Consider the following 25,394-nt stretch of genomic DNA (forward strand, 5'->3'; position numbering starts at 1 on the left):
ATTAAAAAATTAATCAAGGGATTGTTCAGCTAAAAATTTATCAATTTTATCTAATAATTCAGGGGCTTTAACCATATCAAATTTCCGGGCATACAATCTATCTGAACCAATGATATCTTCAAAGTCAGTGATATCAAAAGTCTTGGGACTTGGCGTTTTTGGAGGGTGTTTATAATAATGACAATTCTCATTAACTACCTGCCCAGCGAAAGGCGAATTAAGCAAAATGGTTTGAAACAAAAATTCATCAGGGGCCCAAGAATACCGGAAAAACCGACGCATCTTAGGATTCCTGTCAACTGTTTGCAGAACATATTCAGCTGCTTCAGGGCTGATTGCCCAGAACATGGAACTACCATAAAACTTCATGCCTTTGGGCTGATTGGTTCTTTTAAAAAGAAGATTGATGATTCGTTCAAGAAAAAATTGCCCACGAAATCGAAAATCAGTCAGATGGTATTTATTTACTCTTTGCATTCCCTCCTCCCATTCTCCATTGAAAGCCCTGTATTTCAATAAAAGTTTCCCTTTTCTTGCTTCAAAAAAGGATTGCATCTGAACAGCCGTTTTTATTGGATAATCCTGCCCGCTCATTAAACTGATAAAATCATAGGTTCGTGCAGAATCGAGAATCTCCTGCAAACCATTAAATTCAGCCTGAATTGTACTATAGGCAGCCCATTGAACATCTACCCTGTTTTGAATAAAGTATACATTGGAATATTTGTTCAGATTGCTATGCGATTCCAGGGTAAATTTTGCATCTACATGTATGTAGAAATCAAAATCGGGGTGTTGCATTTGCTGAATCATTCGCTCTGTTTGGAGCGGATTCGTATAAGTAATAATCAGGTGTGCAACTCTCATAATGCTTTGAAGACCGTAAAAGTATTAAATATTAATTAAAAAGCCACTACATTTCGTAGTGGCTTTGAAAAATATATTTAAATTATTTTATGCAATCTTTTCAACCTGCATATAACTTAATTCAACAGGTGTAGAACGACCAAAGATTTTAACGGTAACTTTCAACTTCTTCTTTTCGTCGTTAACCTCTTCAATAACCCCATTGAAGTCGTTGAAAGGACCTTCGATGATCTTGATGGTTTCTCCTACAATGAATGGTTCACTCATAGTTACACCCATATCATTCATTTCATCAACCTTACCCAACATTTTATTCACCTCAGACTTACGCAGGGAAATAATCATTCCCTTAGAGCCCTTACCATCGGTTAAGAAATGCATGACGTTGCTGATATTGCTGATATGCTGAACCATATCATCATTCAACTTTCCGTCTAAAACTTCCATCATTACATAGCCAGGAAAATAGTTCTTCTCGCGCATTACTTTCTTGCCGTTCTGAACCTTATAAACTTTTTCCATTGGAAGGAATATCTGCTTAATGATATCCTGCCAGCCATTTCTGATTACATCTTTGTCAAGGTATTCCTTCACTTTTCTTTCCTTACCACTTACTACTCGCAATACATACCATTTGGTTTCTTGCTGAGGTAGTTCGCTGGTCTGCATTTTTTCTGCTGCTTCCATGATGGGATTACTTGAATAATGAGTAAACTAACTTTAATAATTGGTTGCTTGAAAAATCCATTATCCAAACCATGGCAGTAATAATTACTGTAGCTACCAAAACAATAACCGTACTCTGTTGCAATTGTAACCAGGTAGGCCAGGTTACTTTCTCAAGTAATTCCTGGTAGCTTTCTTTAAAGTATAATGCTATTTTATTCATTTCCGTGTTTGATCGTTTGTTCAGTGAACGATTTTTGCACGGGCACTAGGATTCGAACCCAGATCAAAGGTTTTGGAGACCCGTATGCTACCGTTGCACCATGCCCGTTTTTAGACTTCTTTTTACAAACAAAGTACCTAGCGGATGCTAAGTACTTTGTTCTGTAAAGATATAGTTTTTTGCTGAAAGCCCCTAAGGCTAATTTGCAAATTACTTGATGATTTCAGTAACCTGACCAGCACCTACGGTACGGCCACCTTCACGGATCGCGAATTTCAATCCTTTTTCCATCGCGATTGGCTGAATCAATTTAACGCTTAGGTTGATATTATCACCAGGCATTACCATTTCAGTTCCTTCTGGTAAAGTAACTTCACCAGTTACGTCAGTTGTTCTGAAGTAGAACTGAGGACGGTATTTGTTAAAGAATGGAGTGTGACGTCCACCTTCTTCTTTGCTTAGTACGTAAACTTCACCTTTGAAATCAGTGTGAGGAGTAATTGAACCTGGCTTACAGATAACCATACCACGACGGATATCTTTCTTTTCAATACCACGTAACAATAAACCTGCGTTGTCACCAGCTTGACCTTCGTCCAATAATTTCTTGAACATTTCAACACCAGTTACAGTAGAAGATAATGGAGATTCCATTAAACCTACGATTTCAACAGCTTCACCTACTTTGATGATACCACGCTCAATACGACCGGTAGCAACAGTACCACGACCAGTGATAGAGAACACGTCTTCTACAGACATCAAGAAAGGCATATCGATTGGACGAGGAGGCAATGGAATGTAAGTATCTACAGCAGCCATTAATTCGTCAATCTTACCAACCCACTTTGGATCTTCAGCCAAAGCACCGGTTGCAGAACCCTGAATGATTGGGGTATTATCTCCGTCGAATCCATAAGAAGTTAACAACTCACGGATTTCCATTTCTACTAGTTCAAGTAATTCAGGATCATCAACAAGGTCAACCTTGTTCATGAATACCACGATACGAGGTACACCTACCTGACGAGCCAACAAGATATGCTCTTTGGTTTGAGGCATAGGACCATCTGTAGCAGCCACAACTAAAATAGCACCGTCCATTTGAGCAGCACCAGTAATCATGTTCTTCACATAGTCAGCGTGACCAGGACAGTCAACGTGCGCATAGTGACGATTTTCTGTTTGATACTCAACGTGAGCAGTATTGATGGTAATACCACGCTCTCTTTCTTCCGGAGCACCGTCGATTTCATCATATTTCTTAGCAACGTTACCCATACCTTTCTTAGATAAGGTAATAGTAATAGCTGCAGTTAAAGTAGTTTTACCATGGTCAACGTGACCAATGGTACCTACGTTTACGTGAGGTTTCTCCCTCTTAAAGGTCTCTTTTGCCATTTGTATCGGTTTTTAGTTGTGTTTTTAAAAATTTATATCGCTGCCCTCCCTCAGGCATTGTTTTATCTTCTTTCTCACCCATCCCATTCTTTCCTGACAAATCCAGTTGAACGGGATATCACCAGGGAAATCAATCTGAGCCATTCATCTGAGTGCAGAGCCGTTAGTGAGAATCGAACTCACGACCTCTTCCCTACCAAGGAAGTGCTCTACCACTGAGCTACAACGGCAGACTCAAAAAAATGGAGCGGAAGACGAGGGTCGAACTCGCGACCTATAGCTTGGAAGGCTATCGCTCTACCAATTGAGCTACTTCCGCTTAACCATAAAAAAAGAACTATCATCCGAAGATGAAATGTGGGCAGAGTAGGGTTCGAACCTACGTACACGTGAGTGAACAGATTTACAGTCTGTCGCCTTTAACCACTCGGCCATCTGCCCGTGTTTATTTTACCTGTTTCAGCAGGGCTGAACCAGGATTCAATGAGAGCCGAAGATGGGACTCGAACCCGCGACCTGCTGATTACAAATCAGCTGCTCTACCAACTGAGCTACTTCGGCAAAAAAAGAACTTCCCTATTTTTTGGGATGGCAAAGGTAATGGAAATCTTTATTTGGCAAAATTTTGCAAAGATTTTTTTTAATGATTTTACCGCATTTTTTTCAACAGCAACAAAAACAGGCCTTTTAGGGGCATTTAACCGGAAAATAAAAGAGATTGGTTCGGGAAAATTGCGGCAAGATTTGACTCCTCGTCTGGAAATTGAAAATCAGATTAAGGCATAAAATAAAAAAGCTCCCCGGTGGGGAGCTTGGTTTTAGGCGGCTAATTTTTCTTTTTACGTTTAATTTGATTGATTAATGAATTTAAAGCACTTTCAAATGATTCCTCGAAAGATTTGGAAGAGGACTTTACAAAGAATTCATGCTTAGGAACATGTACTTTAATCTCTGCAACCTTGTCCTTGATGTTGTGAACCACATTATCCAGTTTCAAGAATACATCCACTTTGAGAATCTTGTCGTGAAACGTAGGCAGCTTGGCCAGTTTCTTTCTTACGAACTCTACTAGTTTTTCATCTGCGTCAAAATGGACAGTTTGAATGTTAACGTTCATGGTTAAACATTTAATCGGTGAAACAATAAATTAAAAAGAACTGCCTGTTAAAAACTACCCTTTAACAGGACCATTAAGTTAATCAGAATTCTTCAGGAAAACAAGAGCCTGACGATAATTTTACTGGAATTTTAACAGCTAGGCTTTAGGATGCGCTTTCTGGTATACTTTCTTCAATTGCTCGATGGTATTGTGGGTATAAACCTGCGTGGCCGCCAGACTGCTATGTCCCAGCAAAGACTTAACTGCATTGATATCCGCTCCGTTATTCATTAAATGAGTGGCAAAACTATGGCGTAACACGTGAGGGCTTTTTTTATCAATGGTGGTAACCTGTTTCAAACGGGCATTAACCCATCCGTATACGGTTCGGCTATGCAGCGGCTTTCCGGCTTCATTCACAAAAAGCGGACTGCCCGCAATAGAGGCTGCAGGCCTTTCAGCTATATAATTTTTCAGCTGTTCCATCAGGTCTTCAGCAGCGGGTATAATCCGCTCCTTATTGCCCTTCCCTAACACTTTTATCTGTGAATTGGCAAAATCAATCTGCCCCGGTTTCAAGTTCATCAATTCACTTAAACGCATACCGGTACTATAAAAAAGCAATAGAATCAGTCTTTCCGTTTTTCCCTTCCAATCATCCGAAAAAGGCATGTATAAAAACAAATCTTCCATCTGCTTTTTCTCTACATACACAGGCAATCTTTTCTGTGTTTTTGGAGAAACAACGGCCGTCATAGGGGTTGCTTTTAATACCCCCGTTTTCAACAAATACTTAAAAAATGATTTTAAACTCGAAATTTTCCGGTTGATCGTCCGGGATGAAATCTGATCAGACTTTAACTCTGCCAGCCAGGAACGAACCATGGATGAACTGATAACACTTAAACCGGGGGCATCAAACTGGCTGGCCAGAAACTGGAAAAACTGTTCCAGATCGAGCTGATAGGCTTCCAGGGTATGAAAGGAATACCTCCGTTCGAACCTGAGATAGTTCAAAAACTCCTGTATTTCGGGATATTGAGGAATGGGCATAAAAAAAGTAGTCCAGATTACAACGAATCTACACTACTTAATCGTATGATGGAAGGGAAAAATTATCCCTCGATCTTTCCGCTAGCGATCTGCTGCTTGTAGATAGCTTTCAACACTTGACCACGACGTACAACTGACGGCTTGGTGAATGCCTGGCGCTCTCTTAACTGCAACAAAGTCTTACTTTTCTCGAATTTCTTCTTGTACTTTTTCAGTGCCTTGTCGATGTTTTCGCAGTCTTTAGAATCGATAATTAACATAGCTTATATACCTCCTCAGGTTATTTTTTAGGCGGCGAAGATAAGTCGCCGAAACTAATTGACAAAATATTTATCCTTTTTTACGGCAATGGCCCTTTGTACATATTTACCCAATAGGTCAAACTCAATATTGACAGAATCTCCCAACGTTATTTCCTGGATACTGGTATGCTCAAAGGTATAAGGGATTATGGCTACAGTAAATGCATTGTCGCTCACCTGAAAACAGGTTAGACTGGTGCCATTTACCGCAATTGACCCCTTTTCAATTACCAGGGCTGCAAAAGCAGGGTCAAACTCAAATCGATATTCCCAGCTTCCATCCAGGGTTTTAACCTCCCTACAAACAGCGGTACAATCTACATGCCCCTGAACAATATGACCGTCCAGTCGACCATTCATGATCATGCAACGTTCCAGGTTCACTTTCCTTCCAACTTTCCAATACGCCAGATTGGTTTTTCGTATCGTTTCCTCAATAGCAGTAACGACATAAGAGTCGCCTTCAATTTTTTCAACCGTTAGGCAAACCCCATCATGAGCTATGCTCTGATCTACTTTTAATTCCGGCGCTATGGATGCACGTAAGGTAAAAGTTACATTGGTTCCATTGAACTGAATGGATTCCACAACACCCATTGTTTCTATGATTCCGGTGAACATACTTGATTGAACAGAATTTTCATTTAAAAATTGTGCTAACATTTTTGCAGAAACTTAGCATTAACTAAACCTGCTTTCCTTTTAAAGCCCCACTCACTGCCTGATCCATGGCCCTTTCTGCAAAAGGTCTGCTGATTTCATTTAGCTCTTCAATTTTGGTCTGAATCAGATTTTTATCATTCATAGTCAATGCCATCTGCAGGTTCTGCATAGCACTGGCCGTAGCAATCATTTCTTCTTTTGTTAACAGCTCGGCATTTTTGGCAATGAACTTCTCAGTAACAGATAAAATCTGTTCTGCCTCTGTTCTGGCTTCTACCAATGCCCGGGTTTGCATATCATCTTTTGCATGTGTAATGCTATCCATTAGCATTTGTTCTACTTCTGCATCCGTTAAGCCGTACTGAGGTTTTACTTCAATACTTTGTTCCACCCCACTTCTTAATTCTTTGGCAGTAACCGATAGAATACCATCTGCATTGATCAGAAAACTCACTTCTACTTTGGGCATTCCAGCCGGCATTCCTGGAATTCCTTTAAAATTAAATTCAGCCAGTTTTCGGTTATGTTGTACCAGATCTCTCTCACCCTGAAAAACAGATATCCGCATAGAACCCTGTCCATCTTTTTGCGTGGTATATTGACGTGAAGCCCTGTTGGGAATTTTAGCATTTCGCGGAATTAAAACATCCATTAATCCCCCCATAGTCTCAATACCCAGACTCAAAGGCGTAATATCCAGCAATAAAAAATCTTTGTTCTTACCCGCTAAAATATCAGCCTGAACCGCAGCCCCAATGGCCACCACTTCATCCGGATTTACAGAGTCATTAACAGGTTTACCAAAATAGGCACTCACTTTATCTTTTACCAATGGCACACGGGTACTCCCCCCTACCATTATTACAGCATCAATTTCAGTGGTCTGCAAACCAGCATCAGACAAGGCTTTGGAGCAACATTCAATTGTTTTATTTACCAGAGGGATTAAACACGCATCAAATTCGGAACGACTGATACTAACTTTGTACCCGCTCCAGTCAGCAGCAAATTCTGTTTGCTGGCTCAGCGTTTTTTTGGCTTCTTCGGCCAGCAAGCGCAACGACTGTAACACTGCTTTATCGTTTTGTACTGCACTGAATGGAACATTGATTTGCTTTAACCAGAACTCCATAATAGCCCTGTCAAAATCATCTCCACCCAGATAAGTATCTCCGTTGGTGCTCAATACTTCAAAAATGCCATTGTTAATTTGCAATATGGAAACGTCAAAAGTTCCGCCGCCTAAATCATATACTGCAATGGTTTTATTCTCGTTTTTGTGAACCCCTAAACCATAGGCAAGACTGGCTGCAGTAGGCTCGTTTACAATCCGCAACACATCCAATCCCGCCAGCTTACCCGCATCTCTTGTTGCCTGACGCTGCGCATCATTAAAATAAGCAGGTACTGTAATAACCGCTTTGTTTACCGGCGTTTTCAGAATATGCTCAGCTCTGTTTTTTAGTTCCTTTAAAATAAAAGAACTCAACTCAATCGGAGAATAAAAACGGTCTCCAATCTGCACTTTTACCAGGCTATCTGTATCATCATCAATCACTTTATAGGTAAAGAATCCGGCATTTTCTTTTACATCCTTATAACTCTTCCCCATGAGTCTTTTAGCGGAGAAGATTGTATTGGAAGGATCGGTTTCCAGATAGGTTTTAGCCTGCTCCCCCACTTCAGCATTTCCAAATGCATCAAAGTGTACCACGCTGGGCACAAGGCTGCTGCTATTGTGCTCTTGCAATGCTACTGGTTGCTTGCTCTCCGGATGAATAATGGCCACCAAACTATTGGTAGTGCCCAGGTCTATCCCAACAATTACTTCTTCCTGCTGTAAACTACCGGTCGCTATATTAATACCAATCTTTGCCATAGTTCTATTCGAATTAAAGTGCGAAGGTATTACAATTGAACAGCCCCGTTGTTGCGATTTACGAAATCAATTATTTAGCCGGATCCTGCACCACGGTGGTGGCACTGGCAAAATCGTGTAATGGACCACCCAGAAAAGGGCTAAAAAACAAGTCTATCAACGTTAACCTTAATAAACTTCTGAAACCAATCATATACCAGTTGGGGCGCTTTCCGTTTTTGGCCATCACTCTTGAATAGGTCAGCCATTTCCCGGGCGTCTTTAAGAAGACTAATTCGAATAAAAAGTAATAAACAAACATCAAGGGAAAGAAAAACCATCCGAAATGAAAAGGCGTGTACCGCCAGTAAACCACATAAAAATGATACCATTTAAATAACACAATGGCCAGGATGGTAATAAGTATGGTATCGATAAAAAAATTGATTGCCCGAGTTCCGTCGCCTACACTTTTCATGTCTGATAATTATGAAGCAAAGGTAGCGCATTGGCCAATTGAGTCTAACTTTTGTACATTTGCCCCTCAAATACTTTTCAAATGAACTTAGTGGAAGAATTACGGTGGAGAGGCATGTTGCAGGATATCATGCCTGGCACAGAAGAATTGTTGAATAAGGAAATGGTTTCCGGTTATATAGGATTTGATCCAACCTCTGACAGTTTGCATATAGGCAGTCTGGTTCCCATCTTGTTATTGGTGCATCTGCAAAGAGCAGGACATAAGCCTTTTGCGCTGGTAGGCGGTGCAACCGGCATGATCGGTGATCCCAGTTTTAAAAGTGAAGAGAGAAATTTACTGAGCGAAGAAGCTTTGCAGCACAATCTGGAGGGTATCAAAAAACAATTGAGTAAATTTTTAGACTTTAGTTCTGACGCCCCCAATAAAGCTGAAATGGTGAACAACTATGATTGGTTCAAAGATTTCAGTTTCTTAAACTTTATCAGAGATGTAGGCAAGCATATTACTGTTAATTATATGATGAGCAAAGACAGTGTGCGCAAGCGTTTGGAAGGCAACAATGGTATGAGTTTTACTGAGTTCACTTACCAGTTAATTCAGGGATATGATTTCTACTGGCTGTACCAAAATAAAAACTGCAAACTCCAGATGGGCGGTAGTGACCAATGGGGCAATATTGTTACCGGAACAGAAATTATTCGCAGAAAAGCGGGAGGAGAAGCATTTGCGTTTACCTGTCCTTTGTTAACAAAAGCCGACGGTGGAAAATTCGGAAAAACAGAAAAGGGAAATGTATGGCTGGATCCGGAGAAAACTTCACCATATCAGTTTTATCAGTTCTGGCTAAATGCAAGCGATGAAGATGCCACCAAGTGGATTAAGATTTTTACTTTACTACCTAAAGAAGAAATTGATCAGTTAATCGCTAACCATGCTGCAGCTCCTCATGCGAGAGCATTACAGAAAAAACTGGCAGAAGAAATTACTTGTTTTGTACATAGCCGGGAAGACTATGAGTTTGCAGTAAAAGCTTCTGAGATTTTATTTGGCAATGCATCCACTGAAGCATTGGCATCTTTGAATGAAAAACAGTTGCTACAGGTAATGGAGGGAGTTCCAACCGCTGAAATTAAGCGCAGCCAGATTGTAGCTGGATACGACTTAATCAGCTTACTGGCAGACACAGGCGTAACACCCAGCAAAGGAGAATCCAAAAAATTACTGGCAGCAGGCGGAGTAGCCATCAATAAAGAAAAGATAGCTCCCGAAAAGATAACTGTTGGCACAGCCGATTTGCTGCAAAACAAATATTTGCTTTTACAAAAAGGAAAGAAAAACTATTTTCTGGTAAGGGTTACTGAATAGTTTTTAACGTATTCCAGATAGCTTTTGCTACAAACTCATTACCGGCTGCGTTTAAATGAACACGGTCGGTAGTGAGTAATCCTTTCTCTGCATTATTCGGATTATTCGCAATCAGGTAATTCTGAAATTCCGTTCTTAAATCTGTACAAGGGATTTGCTTCTCCTTAGCATATTGTCTTAACCAATTACTATACATATTCAACTCACCGTCCTGCTCATTGGAATTGTCTTTTCTTTCTCCAATTACAGAGGGAGTACAAACCACTACTTTAGCACCCGCGGCCTGCAGCTTTTTCACAATGGCATCATAGAACTCGGTGTATTTAACATAGTCGGTACCCGTACCGGCAAGGCGCTTATGCCAGACATCGTTAATGCCAACATAGATTACTACAATATCGGGTTGCTTGCTAAGCACATCTCTTTCCAGTCTCAAATACAAATCGGTTACTTTATTTCCACTTATGCCCGCACCCACCAATTCAAATTGATTGCTCAATCCTTCCTTCGCAATCATGGTCTCCATTTGCCGGATATAGCCACCTGCATCGGCCCCCATCTGGGTGATGGAGTCTCCGAAGAAAACAACTTTTTTTCTCTTCTGAAGGGTAAAACTCATGGTGATAACTGCACTGCAAATCAAGAGGAAAAGGAGGAATTTTTGTACCATCTAGGTGTAATTGGGTTATGAAATTCAATTATTTAAGTAAAAGACCTCTTAAAGGTAAGAATTGAGCATTCATTTTCACTTTTTGAATGAAAAAATTTGGAACAATTGAATACTCGTCTTATTTTTGCAGCCCATTCCAAAAGAATGGTCGGATTGCCTGATAGTATAAGGGTAGTACAACTGATTTTGGTTCAGTATGTCTTGGTTCGAATCCAGGTCGGGCAACAAGAAACCCGCAGCATAAGCTGCGGGTTTTGTTTTTTATGCGAGCACCATGAGCTTGCTCAATGGGGCGAGTAAAAAAACAAAACTAGCGCCGCGTTTACGCGGTGCGTGGTTTCTTGGGTAATGCAAAGCGGAGTGGATCAGCGCAGCTAATCCAAGCAGCCGAGTTGCCAAAGGCAACGAAAGGCGTTTGGGTAATTCCCGATATTATAAATGGTTTTCCCAATCCGTCACCATTCTACTCTTTTAAAGATGATTCTTTGCAAAAAGAAATTATGCAATCATTATTAAAAGAACAAACTTCAGAAAAACACAGAATAGCAGAAAGAAAACCATTCAACCTGAGAATGTTCAAAGGAGAATTGTCCGGGGCCGAATACCTCTTTTATTTAGAACAGCAGGAAGCCATTTTTGCAGCACTGGAAACAACTCCATTACCTTATAGTGGATTAAACAGATTACAGGCAATTCAAACAGATATAGAAGAGCTTGTAAAAAAAGGATATGAGCTAAAGGGGGTACTCCCATCAACACAGGCCTATAGCCAATACATCAATGAATTATCCCTGGCTGAAAAACAGCCACATATTTACCTGCATTATCTGGCACTGATTTATGGCGGACAAATGATGAAATCCAAAGTTCCTTCAAGTGGTAAAATGTATGAATTCAACAATATGGAAGAATGCATACAATCTATCAGAAGAATTCAAAGTGACGAATGGGTTAACGAAGTAAACAAAGGATACGACCATGTTATTGCCCTATTCGACGAATTAGAAAACACCTTATTCAGCAAAAAAACTGAAAGCTATGTTTAACTGGTTAGAAGATATTGGATGGATTGGATTCTGGTTCTTTTTTGCAAAAGGAATACTATGGATAATCGTTTTTGCCCTTTTATATGCAGGTGTAATAAAAAAATCAACATTTGAAAAGATAAAATCCAGGTTACAGATTTATAAAAAAAGCAAGTGAATCAAAAAGTCCTGACTACACAAGTCAGGACTTTTCTACTTTTTCAGTACCAACAATACCCCGTTCCCATCAGATTTATTACTGAAGTAATCTACTACCATCAATAAAAGAACCACTGGGTAAAACAGAATAACACAAATACCTGCAATAATTTTAAGCAGATAATTCCCGGAAACAATCAGAGTGGTACAACTATTTAATAACTCGTGACTTAGTTTTCCGGCAGTTCCATAAGTATATATTTTTTTACGTATGGCAAATCCGGCAGTCTCTGTCTTCTGTATAATTTCCTTTTCAGTATATACCCTCTTCCTATTGTTCACACTTTCGTATTGTTCAAACTTCTGAAAGATAATTGTATAGAGCCGGGTGATAAACTTACCATTAATAGGTACATAAAGAAGCAGCTGACCATTATCACCCAAACTTTTATACATATTTTCCAAAGCAATATCATCTTTATCTATGTACTGTAATACACCTACACATAAACCAATATCTGCTTCCTCCTTCAGATGATCTGACTCTAGGTTGATTAACTTACCCGATAAATTAGGTATAGCAAATAAACCCATGAGCTCAACTGATGGTGGGTGATAATCAGCTCCAATAAAAGTTGAGCTGGTAAACTTCCGGGTTAAAGGAACGATGTACTGCCCCTCTCCACATCCAAAATCAACAACAGTAAAAGGTGCAGGCAAGGAGGATAAAACAGACTTCCATTCCCGTACTACATACCACTTGCGCAATTGAGTCAGATAATTCAGACCGTACACCAACTTCACTAAAGAAGGAAATTTTCTTACAAAAGAGGGATACTGATATTGATACGCAACAGATTGAAGCTTAGCCATGTAATTGATCCATACAGTTTTTCAAACTAAGCTTCCAGTCTTTTAATTGAACCCCAAAAACTTCCGAAATGTTTTTCACATCCATCACAGAATAAGCGGGTCTTTTTGCAGGCGTTGGAAAATCAGAAGTAGGAATGGGATGAACCGTGCAGTTCAACCCAGCTAAATCCTTGATGGTAGAAGCAAAATTGAACCAGGTAATTGCACCTGTATTGCTGTAATGAAAAATACCAGAACGATTGTTGCCCTTGACTGAAGCATTCACAATTTGCATAATCGCTTCTGCTAAATCAGCAGCATAAGTAGGACAACCCTGCTGGTCCGCCACTACTTTAATTTCAGGACGTTCCTTCATTAAACGTAGCATGGTCTTCACAAAATTATTTCCATGGGTACTGTAAACCCAGGAAGTTCTAATGATGATTGTGTCAGGATTGTTCTCCAAAGCCTTTTGTTCCCCAATGGCTTTGGTATATCCATAATAGTTAACAGGATTGGTTGGAGTATCGGTAGTATAAGGAGCTTTGCCCTGACCATCAAAAACATAGTCCGTTGAAATAGTGATCAACCGGGTTTGATACTTAGCACAGCAGGAGGCAATTTCACCAACCGAAATGGCATTAATGGTTAAAGCCAGTTCCTTTTCTGTTTCAGCCTTATCCACTGCAGTGTAGGCTGCACAGTTTATAAAAAACTGCGGCTTAACCGAATTAAAAAAAGGTGCTATCGTTTCCGGTGCTGCTAAATCAAGCAGGGTCCTGTCAGTAAAAATAAACTCGAACCTATCCTGAAAGGAAGAAGCCAACTGTTGCAATTCCCATCCAAGCTGACCATTCTTTCCTGTAACAACAACAATTGGCTTCATATGTAAAATCAATAACTATTTTCCGGAATTAAACTCTTTGGGTTGCTTAGACCATTCTTCTTTAGGCAAAGACTTAAAATATTCATAGGTTTTTTTCAAGCCTTCTGCTCTTTCAACTTTTGGCTCCCAGCCCAATATGCTTTTAGCCTTGGTAATGTCTGGTTTTCTTTGCTTGGGATCGTCAACTGGTAAAGGCTTATAAATAATTTTTACAGAAGAACCGGTTAGCTTCAATACTTCTTCTGCAAAATCTTTTAAAGTAATTTCATGAGGATTACCAATGTTTACAGGCATGGTATAATCACTCATCAACAAACGATAGATCCCTTCAATTAAATCATCCACATAACAGAAAGAACGGGTTTGACTTCCATCTCCAAAAACAGTCAGGTCTTCTCCCCTTAATGCCTGACCAATAAATGCTGGTAAAGCACGACCATCATTCAGACGCATTCTTGGACCATAGGTATTAAAGATGCGCACAATCCTTGTTTCCACTCCGTGGAATGTATAGTAAGCTCTTGTGATTGACTCCATGAAACGTTTGGCTTCGTCATAAACGCCTCTTGGTCCTACCGGATTTACATTACCCCAATATTCTTCGGTTTGTGGATGCACCAGCGGATCACCATATACCTCACTGGTAGAAGCTACCAGCATACGAGCGCCTTTTGCTTTAGCAAGACCCAAACAATTGTGTGTTCCCAAAGCCCCAACTTTTAAAGTCTGAATTGGAATTTTTAAATAGTCAATAGGGCTGGCTGGTGAAGCAAAGTGCAGAATATAATCAATGGGACCGGGCACATGAATAAACTTGGTAACATCATGATGATAGAACTCAAAATCTTCCAGTTTAAAAAGGTGCTCTATATTTCTGAGGTCTCCTGTAATCAGGTTGTCCATCCCAACTACTTTATACCCTTCTTTAATAAAGCGATCACATAAATGAGAACCCAGGAATCCGGCAGCGCCGGTAATTAATACGCGTTTCTGAGACATAAGAATAATTTTATGGTCTACCTACACTTTCGTAGTGGTAACCCAGGCCTGTAATAAATTTAACATCAAATAAGTTTCTACCATCAAAAATGACTTTGTTCTTTAATCTGGTTTCAATCATTTCAAAATCAGGTGTTCTGAACTCACTCCATTCTGTAGCAATAATCAGTGCATCTGCACCTTCCAGAGCATCATACTGACTTTCAGCATATTTAACTTTGTCTCCGATGGTATTCTTTACATTCGGCATAGCTTCCGGATCATAAGCAGTTACCGTAGCTCCGGCAGCTACCAGGGCATCAATTACATACAATGCCGGCGCTTCTCTGATATCATCTGTGTTGGGCTTAAAAGCAAGTCCCCATAAAGCAAAATGCTTGCCTTTCAAATTTCCATTGAAGTATTTTTCAATTTTTGGAATTAAATGCAACTTCTGAGCTTCGTTTACTTCTTCAACAGCTTTCAATATCTTAAAGTCGTAGCTCACTTCTTCAGAAGACATAATCAAAGCCTGCACATCTTTGGGGAAACAGCTACCCCCATATCCGATACCGGGGAAAAGAAAACGCTTTCCAATCCGGTCATCAGATCCAATCCCCCTTCTAACCATATCAACATCGGCACCCACTTTCTCACATAGCTGTGCAATTTCATTCATGAATGAAATTTTTGTTGCAAGAAAAGAATTGGCAGCGTACTTGGTTAATTCAGCAGACTTTTCATCCATGAAAATCACCGGATTTCCCTGACGTACAAACGGCGCATATAAATCTGACATTAACTTTTTGGCTCTCTCAGAACGGGTACCTACTACTACGCGGTCTGGCTTCATGAAGTCATCAACTGCAACCCCTTCTCTTAAAAATTCCGGATTGCTGACCACATCAAATTCACCTTTATAATTTTCTGCAACTGCCGCATACACTTTTTCTGCTGTACCAACAGGAACCGTACTCTTATCAACCAGTACTTTATAGTCAGTCATGATTTTCCCAAGATCTTTGGCAACACCTAACACATAACGCAAATCCGCAGCTCCGCCTTCTCCCGGAGGAGTTGGCAATGCAAGAAAAACAATCTCAGCATCTTTCACGCCTTCTGCCAGATTGGTAGTAAAGGTTAATCTTCCTTCTCGTAAATTTCTCAAAAAGATTTTTTCCAGTCCTGGCTCGTAAATGGTGATTTCACCATTGGATAGTTTATTTACTTTGTTCTGGTCAATGTCTATACAGGTTACTTTGTTTCCTGTTTCAGAGAAGCAGGTACCTGTAACCAGTCCTACATAACCTGTTCCTACAACGGCAATTTTCATAAAAATTATTTATTGATAAAGTTTAATACATGAGTTGTGATATGATTCAGTTGGTCCTGATCCATTTCAGTATGAATTGGAAGAGAAATTACGGAATTTGTTAATGCATCGGTCACTGGCATCAAAATTTCTTTTAATCCGAAACTGGAAAACATATCCTGTCTATGGCCGGGTACCGGATAATAAATCATAGAAGGTATTTTTTGTTCTGCCAAATAAGCCACCAAACCATCCCTGTCTACCCCGTGTAATTGCATGGTATATTGATGGTATACATGGGTACTATAGGGAGCTACAAAAGGTGTTGTAATTGCTGGAATGCCTGCAAATGCTTTATTATAAAAAGCGGCAACCGACTGTCGCGCGGCATTGTATTCATCCAGTTTTTTCAGTTTAATATTCAACACTGCCGCCTGAATGGAATCCAGCCTTGAATTACATCCCACCACTTCATGGTAGTATCTCTTTTGCTGACCATGATTGGCAATCATTTTCATCTGATGAGCCAGCGCATCATCATTGGTAAATATGGCACCCCCATCTCCATAGGCCCCCAGGTTTTTAGAGGGATAAAAACTGGTAGCCCCGATAGTACCAATGGTTCCTGTTTTCTTTTTTGTGCCATCTGAAAAGGTATAATCACAGCCAATAGCTTGCGCATTGTCTTCAATTACGTACAATCCAAACTCTTGGGCAATCTCCATAACTTCTTCCATAGGGGCTGCATGACCATATAAATGAACAGGCACTATGGCTTTTGTTTTAGGGGTTATGGCTTTTCTAATTGCAGCAGGATCAATACAAAATGTCTGGGGATCCACTTCTACAAAAACAGGGGTAAGTTTTAACAAAGCCACTACTTCAGTGGTAGCAATATAGGTGAAGGATGGAGTTATTACTTCATCTCCCGGCTGCAAACCCAATGCCATCATAGCAATTTGAAGGGCATCCGTTCCGTTGGCACAAGGGATTGTATGTTTTACATTCAAATAAGCCCCCAAATCCCGGGTAAACTCTTGTACTGCCTTTCCATTGATATAAGCAGCAGTATCTAAAACCTCATGGATGGCAGCATCCACCTCTTTTTTTATTGCTAAATACTGAGAATGGGTATCCACCATCTGTATAGAACGCATATATAAATTTTAACTACAAAATTACTATAAAATCAACAACAAAGATTTGAGTTACTTTTGTTCCAATATGAAATGGGCATACTTTTTATTTACCCGATTATACCCGCTGATTGCCTGGTTGATTTCCCCATTCAACCGCAAAGCAGCCCTATGGGTGGATGGCCGGAAAAATTTGCTTGAAAAATTTAGAATAACATTCGAAAAAAATCAGGAGCCGGTTATCTGGATGCATGCCGCATCATTAGGTGAATTTGAACAAGGATTACCCATAGCTGAGCAACTCAAAGTTGCATATCCAGGCCATCGACTTCTTTTAACCTTTTTCTCTCCCTCAGGGTACGAGAACAGAAAAAATCATCCCATTGCCGATTGGGTTTTTTATCTACCCATGGACAGTGCTGTTCATGCACAAAAACTAATTGAATATACCCAACCCAAATTAGTCCTCTTTGTTAAGTATGAATTCTGGTATTACTATTTAAAAACTTTGCATCAACATAAGATACCTGTTTTACTGGTTTCCGGCGTCTTCCGTTCCAATCAGCTTTTCTTTAAATTATTCGGGGGATTTTACCGCTCGCTCCTGCAATACTTCACACATTTCTTTTTACAGGACCAGGGCTCAGCCAACTTATTGATGCCTATTGTTTCAGCAAGCCGCATCAGTGTTTCCGGCGATACCCGATTCGACAGAGTAATTACCATTGCTGCGGCAGCCCAATCCTTTTCTGCAATTGAAAAATTTGCCAATGAGCAACCATTAATTATTGCCGGAAGTACCTGGAGTGAAGATGACAAAGTATTGCATCATTTTGCCATCAGTCATCCCGAAGTAAAGTGGATTATTGCCCCCCATCATATTGAGAAGGAAAGACTTGAGGAATGTTTACGATTCTACCCCTCTTCTATTCTATATTCAAGCTATGTGTCGGCTAGCCAAGAGGAAAGAAACAAGGTAAACACCCTTATCATTGACAATATTGGCATACTTAGTCAATTGTACCAATATGCCACTATCGCCTTTATCGGAGGGGGGTTTACCAGTCAGGGTATTCACAATACCATTGAAGCAGCAGTTTTTGGGAAGCCCGTTGTTTTTGGACCCGTATATGATAAATACCTTGAAGCAGTAGAACTTATTGAAACAGGAGGAGCTGAATCTGTAGAGACTATCTTAATGTTAGAAGAAAGTTTTAATTCTCTATTGGTTCATGAGGAAAAACGAAATAAAATGGGGGAAGCAGCCAGAAACTTAGTACTATCAAAAGCCGGAGCCACCCAATTTATTCTCAGTTATATTCAGGAAAAGCGTCTTTTGACCAACTGATCAAATAATTTAACAGTAGGATTCTCTTCCAGCCAACCAAGCTTAACCTTTAATTCCCGCTGAATCCAATATTGTGCTTCAGGGTAAATATTAAAGCCGTTGATGGTCTTGATACTTCTCTCATACATATTCTCGTCACCTCTGAACAGATGATTGATAAACAAGTATCTATCGTTAATACTAATTGCTTTTTTAAGATCTCTTACCGGCGTTTCGTCTAGCATATTGGCCACTTCAACCGTATATTCCTTTAACTGCTCATTCAATTCGGGAATATCATTAATCAAAAGTTCATTCACTTCTTTTACCTGTAGCTCCACTTCAGGAACCACTGTAGGAACAACTGGTTGGTGAATCAATGTGGGTATTTCTGTGAAAGATTCAAAAAAGGAATGACCATTAGACAATTTTGCTACTTTCTCATCCTGTCTGGATGAAACTGGTGGCGGAACTGGTTCTGATTCAACAGAAGAATTAGTTATGGCTACGGAAGGCATAACAACCGCTACTTTTGAACTTGAAATATTGGAAGGCTTGTGCATTTGCAACTCCGCCAATAATAGCTGCGCCGTGATAGACAATTTATCCACCGCTTCCTTACGGCTAAATTGTTCTTGTAATTTATTAATTAAAGTACCTACTCTTTCCATAGGAAGCAATACTTTTGGGTTATCCAAAGAAGCAACTTATCAATCTAAAACGAATTTTAAGCTATTTTATTGTTACATGTTTATTGAACCCAATTTATCAGGAGAAAGAAGAGGCTGGATCGAAGTAATCTGTGGCAGCATGTTCAGCGGCAAAACAGAGGAATTGATCAGAAGATTAAAGAGAGCCAAAATTGCCAATTTAAAGGTAGAAATCTTTAAACCAGCTGTTGACAAGCGATACGATGAAAACGACGTGGTTAGCCATGATGCCAATACCATCACTTCTACCCCAATAGAAAACTCTCAGACCATTTTATTAATGGCACAGGATGTTGATGTGGTGGGTATTGACGAAGCACAGTTTTTTGATGCAGAAATTGCTGAGGTTTGCGAAAAACTGGCTTTAAGAGGGGTTCGGGTAATAGTGGCTGGTCTGGACATGGACTATATGGGCAAACCCTTCGGACAAATGCCTTATTTGTTGGCAACTGCAGATTATATTACCAAGCTACACGCCATTTGCATGAAATGTGGCAATATTGCCAATATTTCCTATCGCAAAACCAGTGATGAAGGACAGGTTTTATTAGGAGAGAAAGAAACCTATGAGCCCCGTTGCAGAAAATGTTTTCATGAATAATTTTAGTTTAATATTAGCACTTCTAAAAAAAGACATATTACTGGAAACCCGCCAGCAATACAGCTTTTACGGAGTGCTATTGTACATAGCATCCAGCACTTTTGTGGTATACTTAACCATGGGGCAGCCTGAAGATAAAGTATGGAATGGCCTTTTCTGGGTATTGCAATTATTTATTTGCATTAACGCTGTAGCCAAAAGTTTCTTACAGGAAAACAGAGGCCGAATGTTGTACTACTATAGCCTTAGTTCCCCCTTGCACTTCGTACTGGCTAAACTACTATTCAATGCCATCCTCATGCTTTTCATGACTTTATTAAGCATTGGCATTTTCAGTTTGCTACTGGGCAATCCAACGGTCCGTTTCATGGAATTTGTGCTGGTAAGCCTCCTGGGTGGGATCAGTTTAAGTATGGTGTTTACTTTTTTAGCTGCAATTGCAGCCAAGGCTCAGCAACAAGCGGCCATGATGGCAATTATGGGTTTCCCCATTATCATCCCCCAATTGCTGCTGCTCACGAAAGTTTCAGGGGCTGCGTTTACATCCGCCATACAAAACGGTTGGTGGCAAATGGTGGCCTTGCTATTCGTTCTTGACCTGTTGGTTTTGGCCTTGGCCGTAATTTTATTTCCATTTCTCTGGAAGGACTAATCCGGAGGGATTAGAACCGCAGGTGCCTTACAGTTAAGCCCTTATTAATTAGTTGCTTTAAAGAGTCGATGCCTATTTTCAAATGCTTATCTACAAACTGAGCAGTCACTTTAGAATCACTGGCTTCTGTTTTTACTCCTTCCGGAATCATTGGCTGATCGCTCACCAGCAATAAAGCTCCGGTTGGAATTTTATTGAAAAAACCTACGGTAAAAATGGTAGCGGTTTCCATATCGATTGCATAGGCTCTTACTTTTTGCAGATAGGCTTTAAACTCCTCATCATGCTCCCATACTCTTCTGTTGGTTGTATAAACAGTACCCGTCCAATAGTCCACTTCATAATCTCTGATGGTTGTTGAAATTGCTTTCTGCAGGGCGAAAGCAGGCATTGCAGGAACTTCCGGAGGAAAATAGTCATTCGATGTACCTTCACCACGGATGGCAGCAATTGGCAAAATTAAATCCCCGATTTTATTTCTTCTTTTTAACCCACCGCATTTACCTAAAAACAGAACAGCTTCCGGCTCAATGGCAGTCAGCAGATCCATAATAGTAGCAGCGCCCGGACTACCCATTCCAAAATTGATAATGGTTATTCCGTCAGCAGTGGCACATTGCATAGGCCGATCCAATCCAACAATCGGAACATTGTTCCATTCTGCAAACATTTTCACATAATTACTGAAATTAGTAAGCAGAATATATTTTCCAAAATTCTCTAGTTTTTCTCCTGTATAACGTGGCAACCAGTTGTCTACTATTTCTTCTCTCGTTTTCATATGCAATAATTTAACTTGTAAATATACAAATTAGCCCTGATTTATGCAGTAATCTTAAATTGCACCTATGAATATCCTGTTCCCCGCCTACGAGCCCAGGTTACAAAAACAAGACGACAAAGTATTTACCTGGTGTCTGATCAGAAAAAAATGGGTACTGTTTACGAAAGAAGAATGGGTAAGACAGAACTGGTTAAATTATTTATTAAACCAGCTTCAGTATCCAGCTTCTATGATTGCGGTAGAAAGAGGAATTCAATTAGGCGAATTAACAAAGCGGGTTGATATCTTGGTTTTCAAAGCCAGCTTGCCCTGGCTTTTAATTGAGTGCAAGGAAGAGGATACTACTTTAACAGAAAGTACCGTCCGGCAAATTCTCAGTTATCAGACAGTTTTACAGACCGGTTTTTTAGTCATTAGCAACGGAAACAATACAAGAGGATTTGAAATAAAAGGAACAGAAATCATAGAAATAACAGACTTACCCACTTACTCCTGAAGGGTTTCTGTTAAACTGTATAATTGCCAGTAAATGAATTGTTCCAGCTTAATCAAAAAAAATCCCGGTTCTAAACAGAACCGGGATGCTAAAAAACATTTTATCCTATTAAGGGAAGATACCCAATTCAGTATAAGAAGTACCTACTTTGTTAATGGCACAAACATAGGCAGCTGTTCTCATATCAGGAATGGCTGGATTTTCTTTCCAGATGGCCATGATTTCTCTGGTTGCAGCAATCATAGACTCTTCCAGACCACTGTGAACCAAATCTACTTCCTCTGGTCCGTGCAAAATAATATTGCGTTCCGCAGCACTCACTGTTTTTCCAGTCAGTTCTTCCAGCTGAGTCAGAATTTTGGTATTTAAATTTTCAGTAAATCTTTTTTCCATTCTACCATATCGAACATGGCTCAGGTTTTTTAACCATTCAAAATAAGAAACAGTAACACCACCTGCATTCAGATACATATCTGGAACTACCAACACCCCTTTTTTAGCAAATACCTCGTCCGCTTCAGGAGTCAAAGGACCATTGGCTGCTTCCCCGATAATTTTTGCCTTCACGCGAGGCGCATTTTCACCATTAATTACATTTTCCAATGCGGCAGGAATTAAAATATCACATTCCATTTCAAGCGCATCTCCGCTTTTTGCAATATTGGTTGCTCCAGGGAAATTCAGAATAGAACCTGTTGCTTTTCTGTGCTGGAAAACTTCCTCTTCGTTCAATCCATTTGCATTGTAAATAGCACCTTCATATTCAGCAATAGCGATTACTTTGGAGCCATTCTCACGGAAGAACTTGGCAGTATGATAACCCACATTACCTAATCCCTGAACTATCACAGTCTTACCAACAACGCCGGTTGACAAACCTAATTTCTCCATCACATCCTGCATATTGCAGACTTCGCGGATACCGTAAAAAACACCGAGCCCGGTAGCTTCTTTTCTTCCGCGAACACCGCCCTGTGTTACCGGCTTACCAGTAACACAACCCGCCGCATCAATTTCACCAGGTTTCAAAGAAGCATAAGTATCTACAATCCATGACATTTCACGCTCTCCGGTTCCATAATCAGGAGCCGGTACATCAATACCGGGTCCAATAAAATTCTTCTTCACCAATTCACTGGTATAACGACGGGTAATTTTTTCCAATTCGTATACGGAGTATTTCTTTGGATTGATTTTAATTCCACCCTTGCCTCCACCAAAAGGAACATTCACAATTGCGCATTTGTAAGTCATTAATGAGGCAAGTGCCATTACTTCATCCTGATTAACTTCATCACTAAAGCGAATTCCTCCTTTACAAGGAGACTTGTGCTGGGAGTGTTGTACCCTGTATGCTTCAATCACTTCAATTCTTCCGTCATCCATTTTTACTGGAAAACGCATGCTGTAAATACTGTTACAAGCTTTAATTTGTTCTAACAACCCTTTTTCCCATTTGGTAAAACTGGCTGCTTTATCAAAGCTTCTTTCAACACTTTGAAAAAAGCTGTACGGTTGATGATTCGACATGGCAATCGTTTTATTGGTTAAAATCGAAAATGTAAAATTACTTTTTAAAACCCTCTTTTTCAAGACGGGTGATTTTTTTATCAATGTTTATCAGGTAGGCGAATAATCCGGCTAAAATGGTGAGTACCACCGCCATTACCACAAAGATTTTTCCATTGCTTCTCATAAGACCTTGCTCTGTATCCTGTGCCATTAATTGGGAAGAAATCAGAAAAGCGCTAAGTAATAAGAGGCTGTATTTTATTTTAGTCATTATTCTCCAGTTTATCTTTTAAGAGAGAAAATCGTATTTGTAGGGTACTTATCCAGGTTCCCAACAGGGTCCAACCAATTACTGCCGGATAAAAGACAACTCTCATTTGAGCGTCCATATCCTTTCCGTTTATACCTGGGTTTCCTTCTGCACCTTGGCCTCCCGGATGCAATGATTCAGTTAGTCTGGGTAAAATCCACAATGTTGGGAAAAGCATGAAAAACGCAAATATGTTGTAAACAGCACCGATCCGACCTTTCTTATCATCTTCTTTCAAGCTACCCCTGAGCACAAAATAAGCCAGGTATATCAACATGGCTATCGCTGCACCGTTTTGCTTGGGGTCTCCACTCCAGGGGCTTCCCCACTGATAATTGGCCCAAATAGCTCCGGTTACCAGTCCTAGCATTCCATAAATAACACCGGTAACGGCAAATGCAACTGCATAGTGATCATTCTTAGCAATAGGGTTTCTCAGGTACCGGATAGAATAGATTAAGGATACCAATAATAAGATCATCATTGTAAACCACATGGGAACATGGAAGAAGAAGTTCCGGATAGATTCCTTCATTCGGTCATCCAGCCTGGGCACTTTTACGTAAAATCCGTACGTACACGTGTACACCAACAACAGCAAAGACAATATTTTCCACCAGTATTTCCGAATCATTGAATACAATTTTGCCCGAAGTTCTCCTCTGGGTTTGAATAGCTGCAAAATTAGGTGAAAGCAACTCAATAAACCTTGCCATTGTGTAAATTTTACCTATCATTAGCAATCTGCGCCATCCGCCACAAGAAACCAGTGGACAAATCTGCATTCCATTGGAAACAATGATGGAAAAACCATTGATTTTCGTTAGTTTTGCACACTTTCAAATTCATGCCGTAACATGAAGTTATCCTATTCCGCTCTGGCGGATTGAACAACTTGCTGTGGCTATCATCTTAAAAGATTAGTTACATGAAATTATCTCAGTTCAAGTTTGACCTACCGTTAAACTTAATTGCACAAAACCCAACCAAAAAAAGAGAAGACAGCCGCCTGATGGTGGTAGACCGCAAAAGCGGCCACATGGAAAACAGACATTTTAAAGACATCCTTGACTATTATGATGATAAAGATGTTTTTGTAGTAAACAACACGAAGGTCTTTCCTGCCAGAATGTATGGCAGAAAAGAGAAAACAGGAGCCAAAATCGAGGTTTTCCTTTTACGTGAATTAAATAAGCCCAACAGACTGTGGGATGTCATTGTTGATCCCGCAAGAAAAATAAGAGTCGGAAACAAACTTTACTTCGGAGACAATGAAGAATTGGTAGCAGAAGTAATAGACAATACCACAAGCCGCGGCAGAACCATTCGTTTCCTCTGGGACGACGATGATGAAAGCTTCAAAAAAATGCTTGAATTTTTAGGGGAGACCCCTCTTCCAAAATACATCAAGCGCAAGCCAGATGAAGAAGACAAGGAAAGATATCAGACGGTTTACGCCAAGCACGAGGGCGCCGTTGCTGCTCCTACTGCCGGACTACATTTTAGTAAGGAATTAATTAAAAGATGTGAAATACAAGGTATCCGATTTGCAGAAGTTACTTTACACACTGGCTTGGGCACTTTCAGACCCATTGAAGTTGAAGATCTGAGCAAGCATAAAATGGACGCTGAATATTATCAGATAGACGAACAAGCCTGTGCTATTGTAAATAAAGCAAAAGAGAATGGTAAAAGAATCTGTTCTATCGGCACAACTACCATGCGTGCTATGGAAAGCAGTTTCACAGCACAACAATTGTTAAAACCCAGCGAGGGATGGACCAATCATTTCATCCATCCACCTTATACTTTCAACGTAGCTGATAGTTTGGTTACTAATTTCCATTTACCCAAAACCAGCTTACTAATTATGACCTGTGCTTTCGCTGGGTATGATTTAGCCATGGAAGCTTATAAAAAAGCTATCAAAGACAAGTACAGATTCTTTAGCTATGGAGATGCGTTACTGATTATATAAGGTCTCAGTAAATTAAAATCTACTTTAT

Annotated in this window: 30 protein-coding genes and 6 tRNA genes; 10 read left to right on the forward strand and 26 right to left on the reverse strand. The window is 40.0% G+C overall.

Features of this window, described 5'->3' with window-relative positions:
* Positions 1–9: 9 nt before the first annotated feature.
* The 9 genes from F777_RS0112065 to F777_RS0112110 form a co-directional block, all read right to left on the reverse strand.
* Complete coding sequence (locus tag F777_RS0112065) at positions 10–867, reverse strand: beta-1,6-N-acetylglucosaminyltransferase (RefSeq protein ID WP_026752262.1); 858 nt, start codon at positions 865–867, stop codon at positions 10–12.
* An 87-nt stretch (positions 868–954) separates the two neighbouring features.
* The gene (gene nusG, locus F777_RS0112070; RefSeq protein WP_026752263.1) at positions 955–1,554 is read right to left on the reverse strand and encodes a transcription termination/antitermination protein NusG; all 600 of its coding nucleotides are present in this window, start codon (positions 1,552–1,554) and stop codon (positions 955–957) included.
* Positions 1,555–1,561: 7 nt separating this feature from the next.
* Entirely contained in the window at positions 1,562–1,756 is a 195-nt protein-coding gene (gene secE, locus F777_RS0112075; protein WP_026752264.1) for a preprotein translocase subunit SecE, read from the reverse strand.
* A gap of 37 nt (positions 1,757–1,793) precedes the next feature.
* Positions 1,794–1,864, reverse strand: a tRNA-Trp gene (locus F777_RS0112080).
* A 102-nt stretch (positions 1,865–1,966) separates the two neighbouring features.
* Entirely contained in the window at positions 1,967–3,157 is a 1,191-nt protein-coding gene (gene tuf / locus F777_RS0112085) for an elongation factor Tu (protein WP_026752265.1), read from the reverse strand.
* A 158-nt stretch (positions 3,158–3,315) separates the two neighbouring features.
* Positions 3,316–3,387: transfer RNA gene (locus F777_RS0112095), tRNA-Thr, on the reverse strand.
* A 13-nt stretch (positions 3,388–3,400) separates the two neighbouring features.
* A tRNA-Gly gene (locus F777_RS0112100) sits at positions 3,401–3,476 on the reverse strand.
* Positions 3,477–3,515: 39 nt separating this feature from the next.
* Positions 3,516–3,598, reverse strand: a tRNA-Tyr gene (locus F777_RS0112105).
* A gap of 47 nt (positions 3,599–3,645) precedes the next feature.
* Positions 3,646–3,718, reverse strand: a tRNA-Thr gene (locus F777_RS0112110).
* Positions 3,719–3,745: 27 nt separating this feature from the next.
* Here F777_RS0112110 and F777_RS17665 point away from each other — a divergent pair.
* Positions 3,746–3,943: a hypothetical protein gene (locus F777_RS17665; RefSeq protein WP_026752266.1), complete on the forward strand. Its 198-nt coding sequence runs from the start codon at positions 3,746–3,748 to the stop codon at positions 3,941–3,943.
* 40 nt (positions 3,944–3,983) lie between these two features.
* On the opposite strand, the gene F777_RS0112120 is transcribed toward F777_RS17665, so the two are convergent.
* The 6 genes from F777_RS0112120 to F777_RS0112145 form a co-directional block, all read right to left on the reverse strand.
* Positions 3,984–4,274: an HPF/RaiA family ribosome-associated protein gene (locus tag F777_RS0112120; RefSeq protein ID WP_026752267.1), complete on the reverse strand. Its 291-nt coding sequence runs from the start codon at positions 4,272–4,274 to the stop codon at positions 3,984–3,986.
* A gap of 138 nt (positions 4,275–4,412) precedes the next feature.
* The gene (locus F777_RS0112125) at positions 4,413–5,309 is read right to left on the reverse strand and encodes a tyrosine-type recombinase/integrase (protein WP_026752268.1); all 897 of its coding nucleotides are present in this window, start codon (positions 5,307–5,309) and stop codon (positions 4,413–4,415) included.
* 62 nt (positions 5,310–5,371) lie between these two features.
* Positions 5,372–5,569: a 30S ribosomal protein S21 gene (gene rpsU, locus F777_RS0112130; RefSeq protein WP_026752269.1), complete on the reverse strand. Its 198-nt coding sequence runs from the start codon at positions 5,567–5,569 to the stop codon at positions 5,372–5,374.
* Positions 5,570–5,623: 54 nt separating this feature from the next.
* Positions 5,624–6,274, reverse strand: coding sequence for a riboflavin synthase (locus F777_RS0112135; protein WP_071790324.1), 651 nt, complete (start codon positions 6,272–6,274; stop codon positions 5,624–5,626).
* 22 nt (positions 6,275–6,296) lie between these two features.
* Complete coding sequence (gene hscA, locus F777_RS0112140) at positions 6,297–8,153, reverse strand: Fe-S protein assembly chaperone HscA (protein WP_026752271.1); 1,857 nt, start codon at positions 8,151–8,153, stop codon at positions 6,297–6,299.
* A gap of 70 nt (positions 8,154–8,223) precedes the next feature.
* Complete coding sequence (locus F777_RS0112145; RefSeq protein ID WP_026752272.1) at positions 8,224–8,610, reverse strand: RDD family protein; 387 nt, start codon at positions 8,608–8,610, stop codon at positions 8,224–8,226.
* Between the two features lie 81 nt (positions 8,611–8,691).
* Here F777_RS0112145 and tyrS point away from each other — a divergent pair, with 81 nt between their 5' ends.
* Entirely contained in the window at positions 8,692–9,978 is a 1,287-nt protein-coding gene (tyrS, locus tag F777_RS0112155; RefSeq protein ID WP_026752273.1) for a tyrosine--tRNA ligase, read from the forward strand.
* On the opposite strand, the gene F777_RS0112160 is transcribed toward tyrS, so the two are convergent.
* On the reverse strand, positions 9,968–10,648 hold the full coding sequence (locus F777_RS0112160) for an SGNH/GDSL hydrolase family protein (RefSeq protein WP_037369445.1): 681 nt from the start codon (positions 10,646–10,648) through the stop codon (positions 9,968–9,970). The genes tyrS and F777_RS0112160 overlap by 11 nt on opposite strands.
* 154 nt (positions 10,649–10,802) lie before the next feature.
* Here F777_RS0112160 and F777_RS0112165 point away from each other — a divergent pair.
* The 3 genes from F777_RS0112165 (at position 10,803) to F777_RS18095 (ending at position 11,851) form a co-directional block, all read left to right on the forward strand.
* Positions 10,803–10,873: transfer RNA gene (locus F777_RS0112165), tRNA-Gln, on the forward strand.
* A gap of 275 nt (positions 10,874–11,148) precedes the next feature.
* On the forward strand, positions 11,149–11,694 hold the full coding sequence (locus F777_RS0112170; RefSeq protein WP_152530914.1) for a biliverdin-producing heme oxygenase: 546 nt from the start codon (positions 11,149–11,151) through the stop codon (positions 11,692–11,694).
* Positions 11,687–11,851 carry a hypothetical protein gene (locus tag F777_RS18095; RefSeq protein ID WP_173399621.1) on the forward strand — a complete coding sequence of 55 codons (165 nt, stop codon included), beginning with the start codon at positions 11,687–11,689 and terminating at the stop codon, positions 11,849–11,851. Before F777_RS0112170 ends, F777_RS18095 begins: the two co-directional genes overlap by 8 nt.
* 35 nt (positions 11,852–11,886) lie before the next feature.
* On the opposite strand, the gene F777_RS0112180 is transcribed toward F777_RS18095, so the two are convergent.
* The 5 genes from F777_RS0112180 to F777_RS0112200 are packed head-to-tail and all read right to left on the reverse strand — an operon-like array spanning position 11,887 to position 17,017.
* Positions 11,887–12,705, reverse strand: coding sequence for a class I SAM-dependent methyltransferase (locus F777_RS0112180; protein WP_026752276.1), 819 nt, complete (start codon positions 12,703–12,705; stop codon positions 11,887–11,889).
* The gene (gene rfbD, locus F777_RS0112185; protein WP_026752277.1) at positions 12,698–13,570 is read right to left on the reverse strand and encodes a dTDP-4-dehydrorhamnose reductase; all 873 of its coding nucleotides are present in this window, start codon (positions 13,568–13,570) and stop codon (positions 12,698–12,700) included. Before rfbD ends, F777_RS0112180 begins: the two co-directional genes overlap by 8 nt.
* A 15-nt stretch (positions 13,571–13,585) precedes the next feature.
* Complete coding sequence (locus F777_RS0112190) at positions 13,586–14,569, reverse strand: UDP-glucuronic acid decarboxylase family protein (RefSeq protein WP_026752278.1); 984 nt, start codon at positions 14,567–14,569, stop codon at positions 13,586–13,588.
* 10 nt (positions 14,570–14,579) lie between these two features.
* Positions 14,580–15,881 (reverse strand): UDP-glucose dehydrogenase family protein, encoded by a 1,302-nt coding sequence (locus tag F777_RS0112195; protein ID WP_026752279.1) that lies wholly within the window; start codon positions 15,879–15,881, stop codon positions 14,580–14,582.
* Between the two features lie 5 nt (positions 15,882–15,886).
* On the reverse strand, positions 15,887–17,017 hold the full coding sequence (locus F777_RS0112200) for a DegT/DnrJ/EryC1/StrS family aminotransferase (RefSeq protein WP_026752280.1): 1,131 nt from the start codon (positions 17,015–17,017) through the stop codon (positions 15,887–15,889).
* A 67-nt stretch (positions 17,018–17,084) separates the two neighbouring features.
* On the opposite strand from F777_RS0112200, the gene F777_RS0112205 reads away from it, so the two are divergent.
* Positions 17,085–18,344: a 3-deoxy-D-manno-octulosonic acid transferase gene (locus F777_RS0112205; protein WP_026752281.1), complete on the forward strand. Its 1,260-nt coding sequence runs from the start codon at positions 17,085–17,087 to the stop codon at positions 18,342–18,344.
* On the opposite strand, the gene F777_RS0112210 is transcribed toward F777_RS0112205, so the two are convergent.
* Positions 18,317–19,021 carry a hypothetical protein gene (locus F777_RS0112210; RefSeq protein ID WP_152530915.1) on the reverse strand — a complete coding sequence of 235 codons (705 nt, stop codon included), beginning with the start codon at positions 19,019–19,021 and terminating at the stop codon, positions 18,317–18,319. The two genes, F777_RS0112205 and F777_RS0112210, sit on opposite strands and share 28 nt — an antisense overlap.
* 49 nt (positions 19,022–19,070) lie before the next feature.
* Between F777_RS0112210 and F777_RS0112215 the strand changes: the two genes are divergently transcribed.
* Together F777_RS0112215 and F777_RS0112220 are read left to right on the forward strand one after the other, a co-directional pair.
* Positions 19,071–19,634 (forward strand): thymidine kinase, encoded by a 564-nt coding sequence (locus F777_RS0112215; protein WP_026752283.1) that lies wholly within the window; start codon positions 19,071–19,073, stop codon positions 19,632–19,634.
* Entirely contained in the window at positions 19,627–20,286 is a 660-nt protein-coding gene (locus F777_RS0112220; RefSeq protein WP_026752284.1) for a heme exporter protein CcmB, read from the forward strand. Before F777_RS0112215 ends, F777_RS0112220 begins: the two co-directional genes overlap by 8 nt.
* A 10-nt stretch (positions 20,287–20,296) precedes the next feature.
* Here F777_RS0112220 and F777_RS0112225 read toward each other — a convergent pair whose 3' ends face one another.
* Positions 20,297–21,067, reverse strand: a complete 771-nt coding sequence (locus F777_RS0112225; RefSeq protein WP_026752285.1) for an AMP nucleosidase — start codon at positions 21,065–21,067, stop codon at positions 20,297–20,299.
* A 67-nt stretch (positions 21,068–21,134) separates the two neighbouring features.
* On the opposite strand from F777_RS0112225, the gene F777_RS16700 reads away from it, so the two are divergent.
* Positions 21,135–21,566: a type I restriction enzyme HsdR N-terminal domain-containing protein gene (locus F777_RS16700; RefSeq protein WP_037369448.1), complete on the forward strand. Its 432-nt coding sequence runs from the start codon at positions 21,135–21,137 to the stop codon at positions 21,564–21,566.
* 108 nt (positions 21,567–21,674) lie between these two features.
* Here F777_RS16700 and F777_RS0112235 read toward each other — a convergent pair whose 3' ends face one another.
* Genes F777_RS0112235 through ccsA form a run of 3 tightly spaced genes read right to left on the reverse strand, consistent with a single transcriptional unit; the run spans position 21,675 to position 24,022 of the window.
* Entirely contained in the window at positions 21,675–23,096 is a 1,422-nt protein-coding gene (locus F777_RS0112235) for a Glu/Leu/Phe/Val family dehydrogenase (RefSeq protein WP_026752286.1), read from the reverse strand.
* A 37-nt stretch (positions 23,097–23,133) separates the two neighbouring features.
* Positions 23,134–23,349, reverse strand: a complete 216-nt coding sequence (locus tag F777_RS18100) for a CcmD family protein (RefSeq protein ID WP_037369450.1) — start codon at positions 23,347–23,349, stop codon at positions 23,134–23,136.
* The gene (ccsA, locus tag F777_RS0112245) at positions 23,342–24,022 is read right to left on the reverse strand and encodes a cytochrome c biogenesis protein CcsA (RefSeq protein WP_201767610.1); all 681 of its coding nucleotides are present in this window, start codon (positions 24,020–24,022) and stop codon (positions 23,342–23,344) included. The genes F777_RS18100 and ccsA overlap by 8 nt, the downstream gene beginning before the upstream one ends.
* Positions 24,023–24,316: 294 nt before the next feature.
* Here ccsA and queA point away from each other — a divergent pair, with 294 nt between their 5' ends.
* Positions 24,317–25,366, forward strand: a complete 1,050-nt coding sequence (gene queA / locus F777_RS0112250; RefSeq protein WP_026752289.1) for a tRNA preQ1(34) S-adenosylmethionine ribosyltransferase-isomerase QueA — start codon at positions 24,317–24,319, stop codon at positions 25,364–25,366.
* The last annotated feature ends 28 nt before the right edge of the window (positions 25,367–25,394 follow it).

The organism is Sediminibacterium sp. C3 (assembly GCF_000508085.1).
Lineage (GTDB): Bacteria > Bacteroidota > Bacteroidia > Chitinophagales > Chitinophagaceae > Sediminibacterium.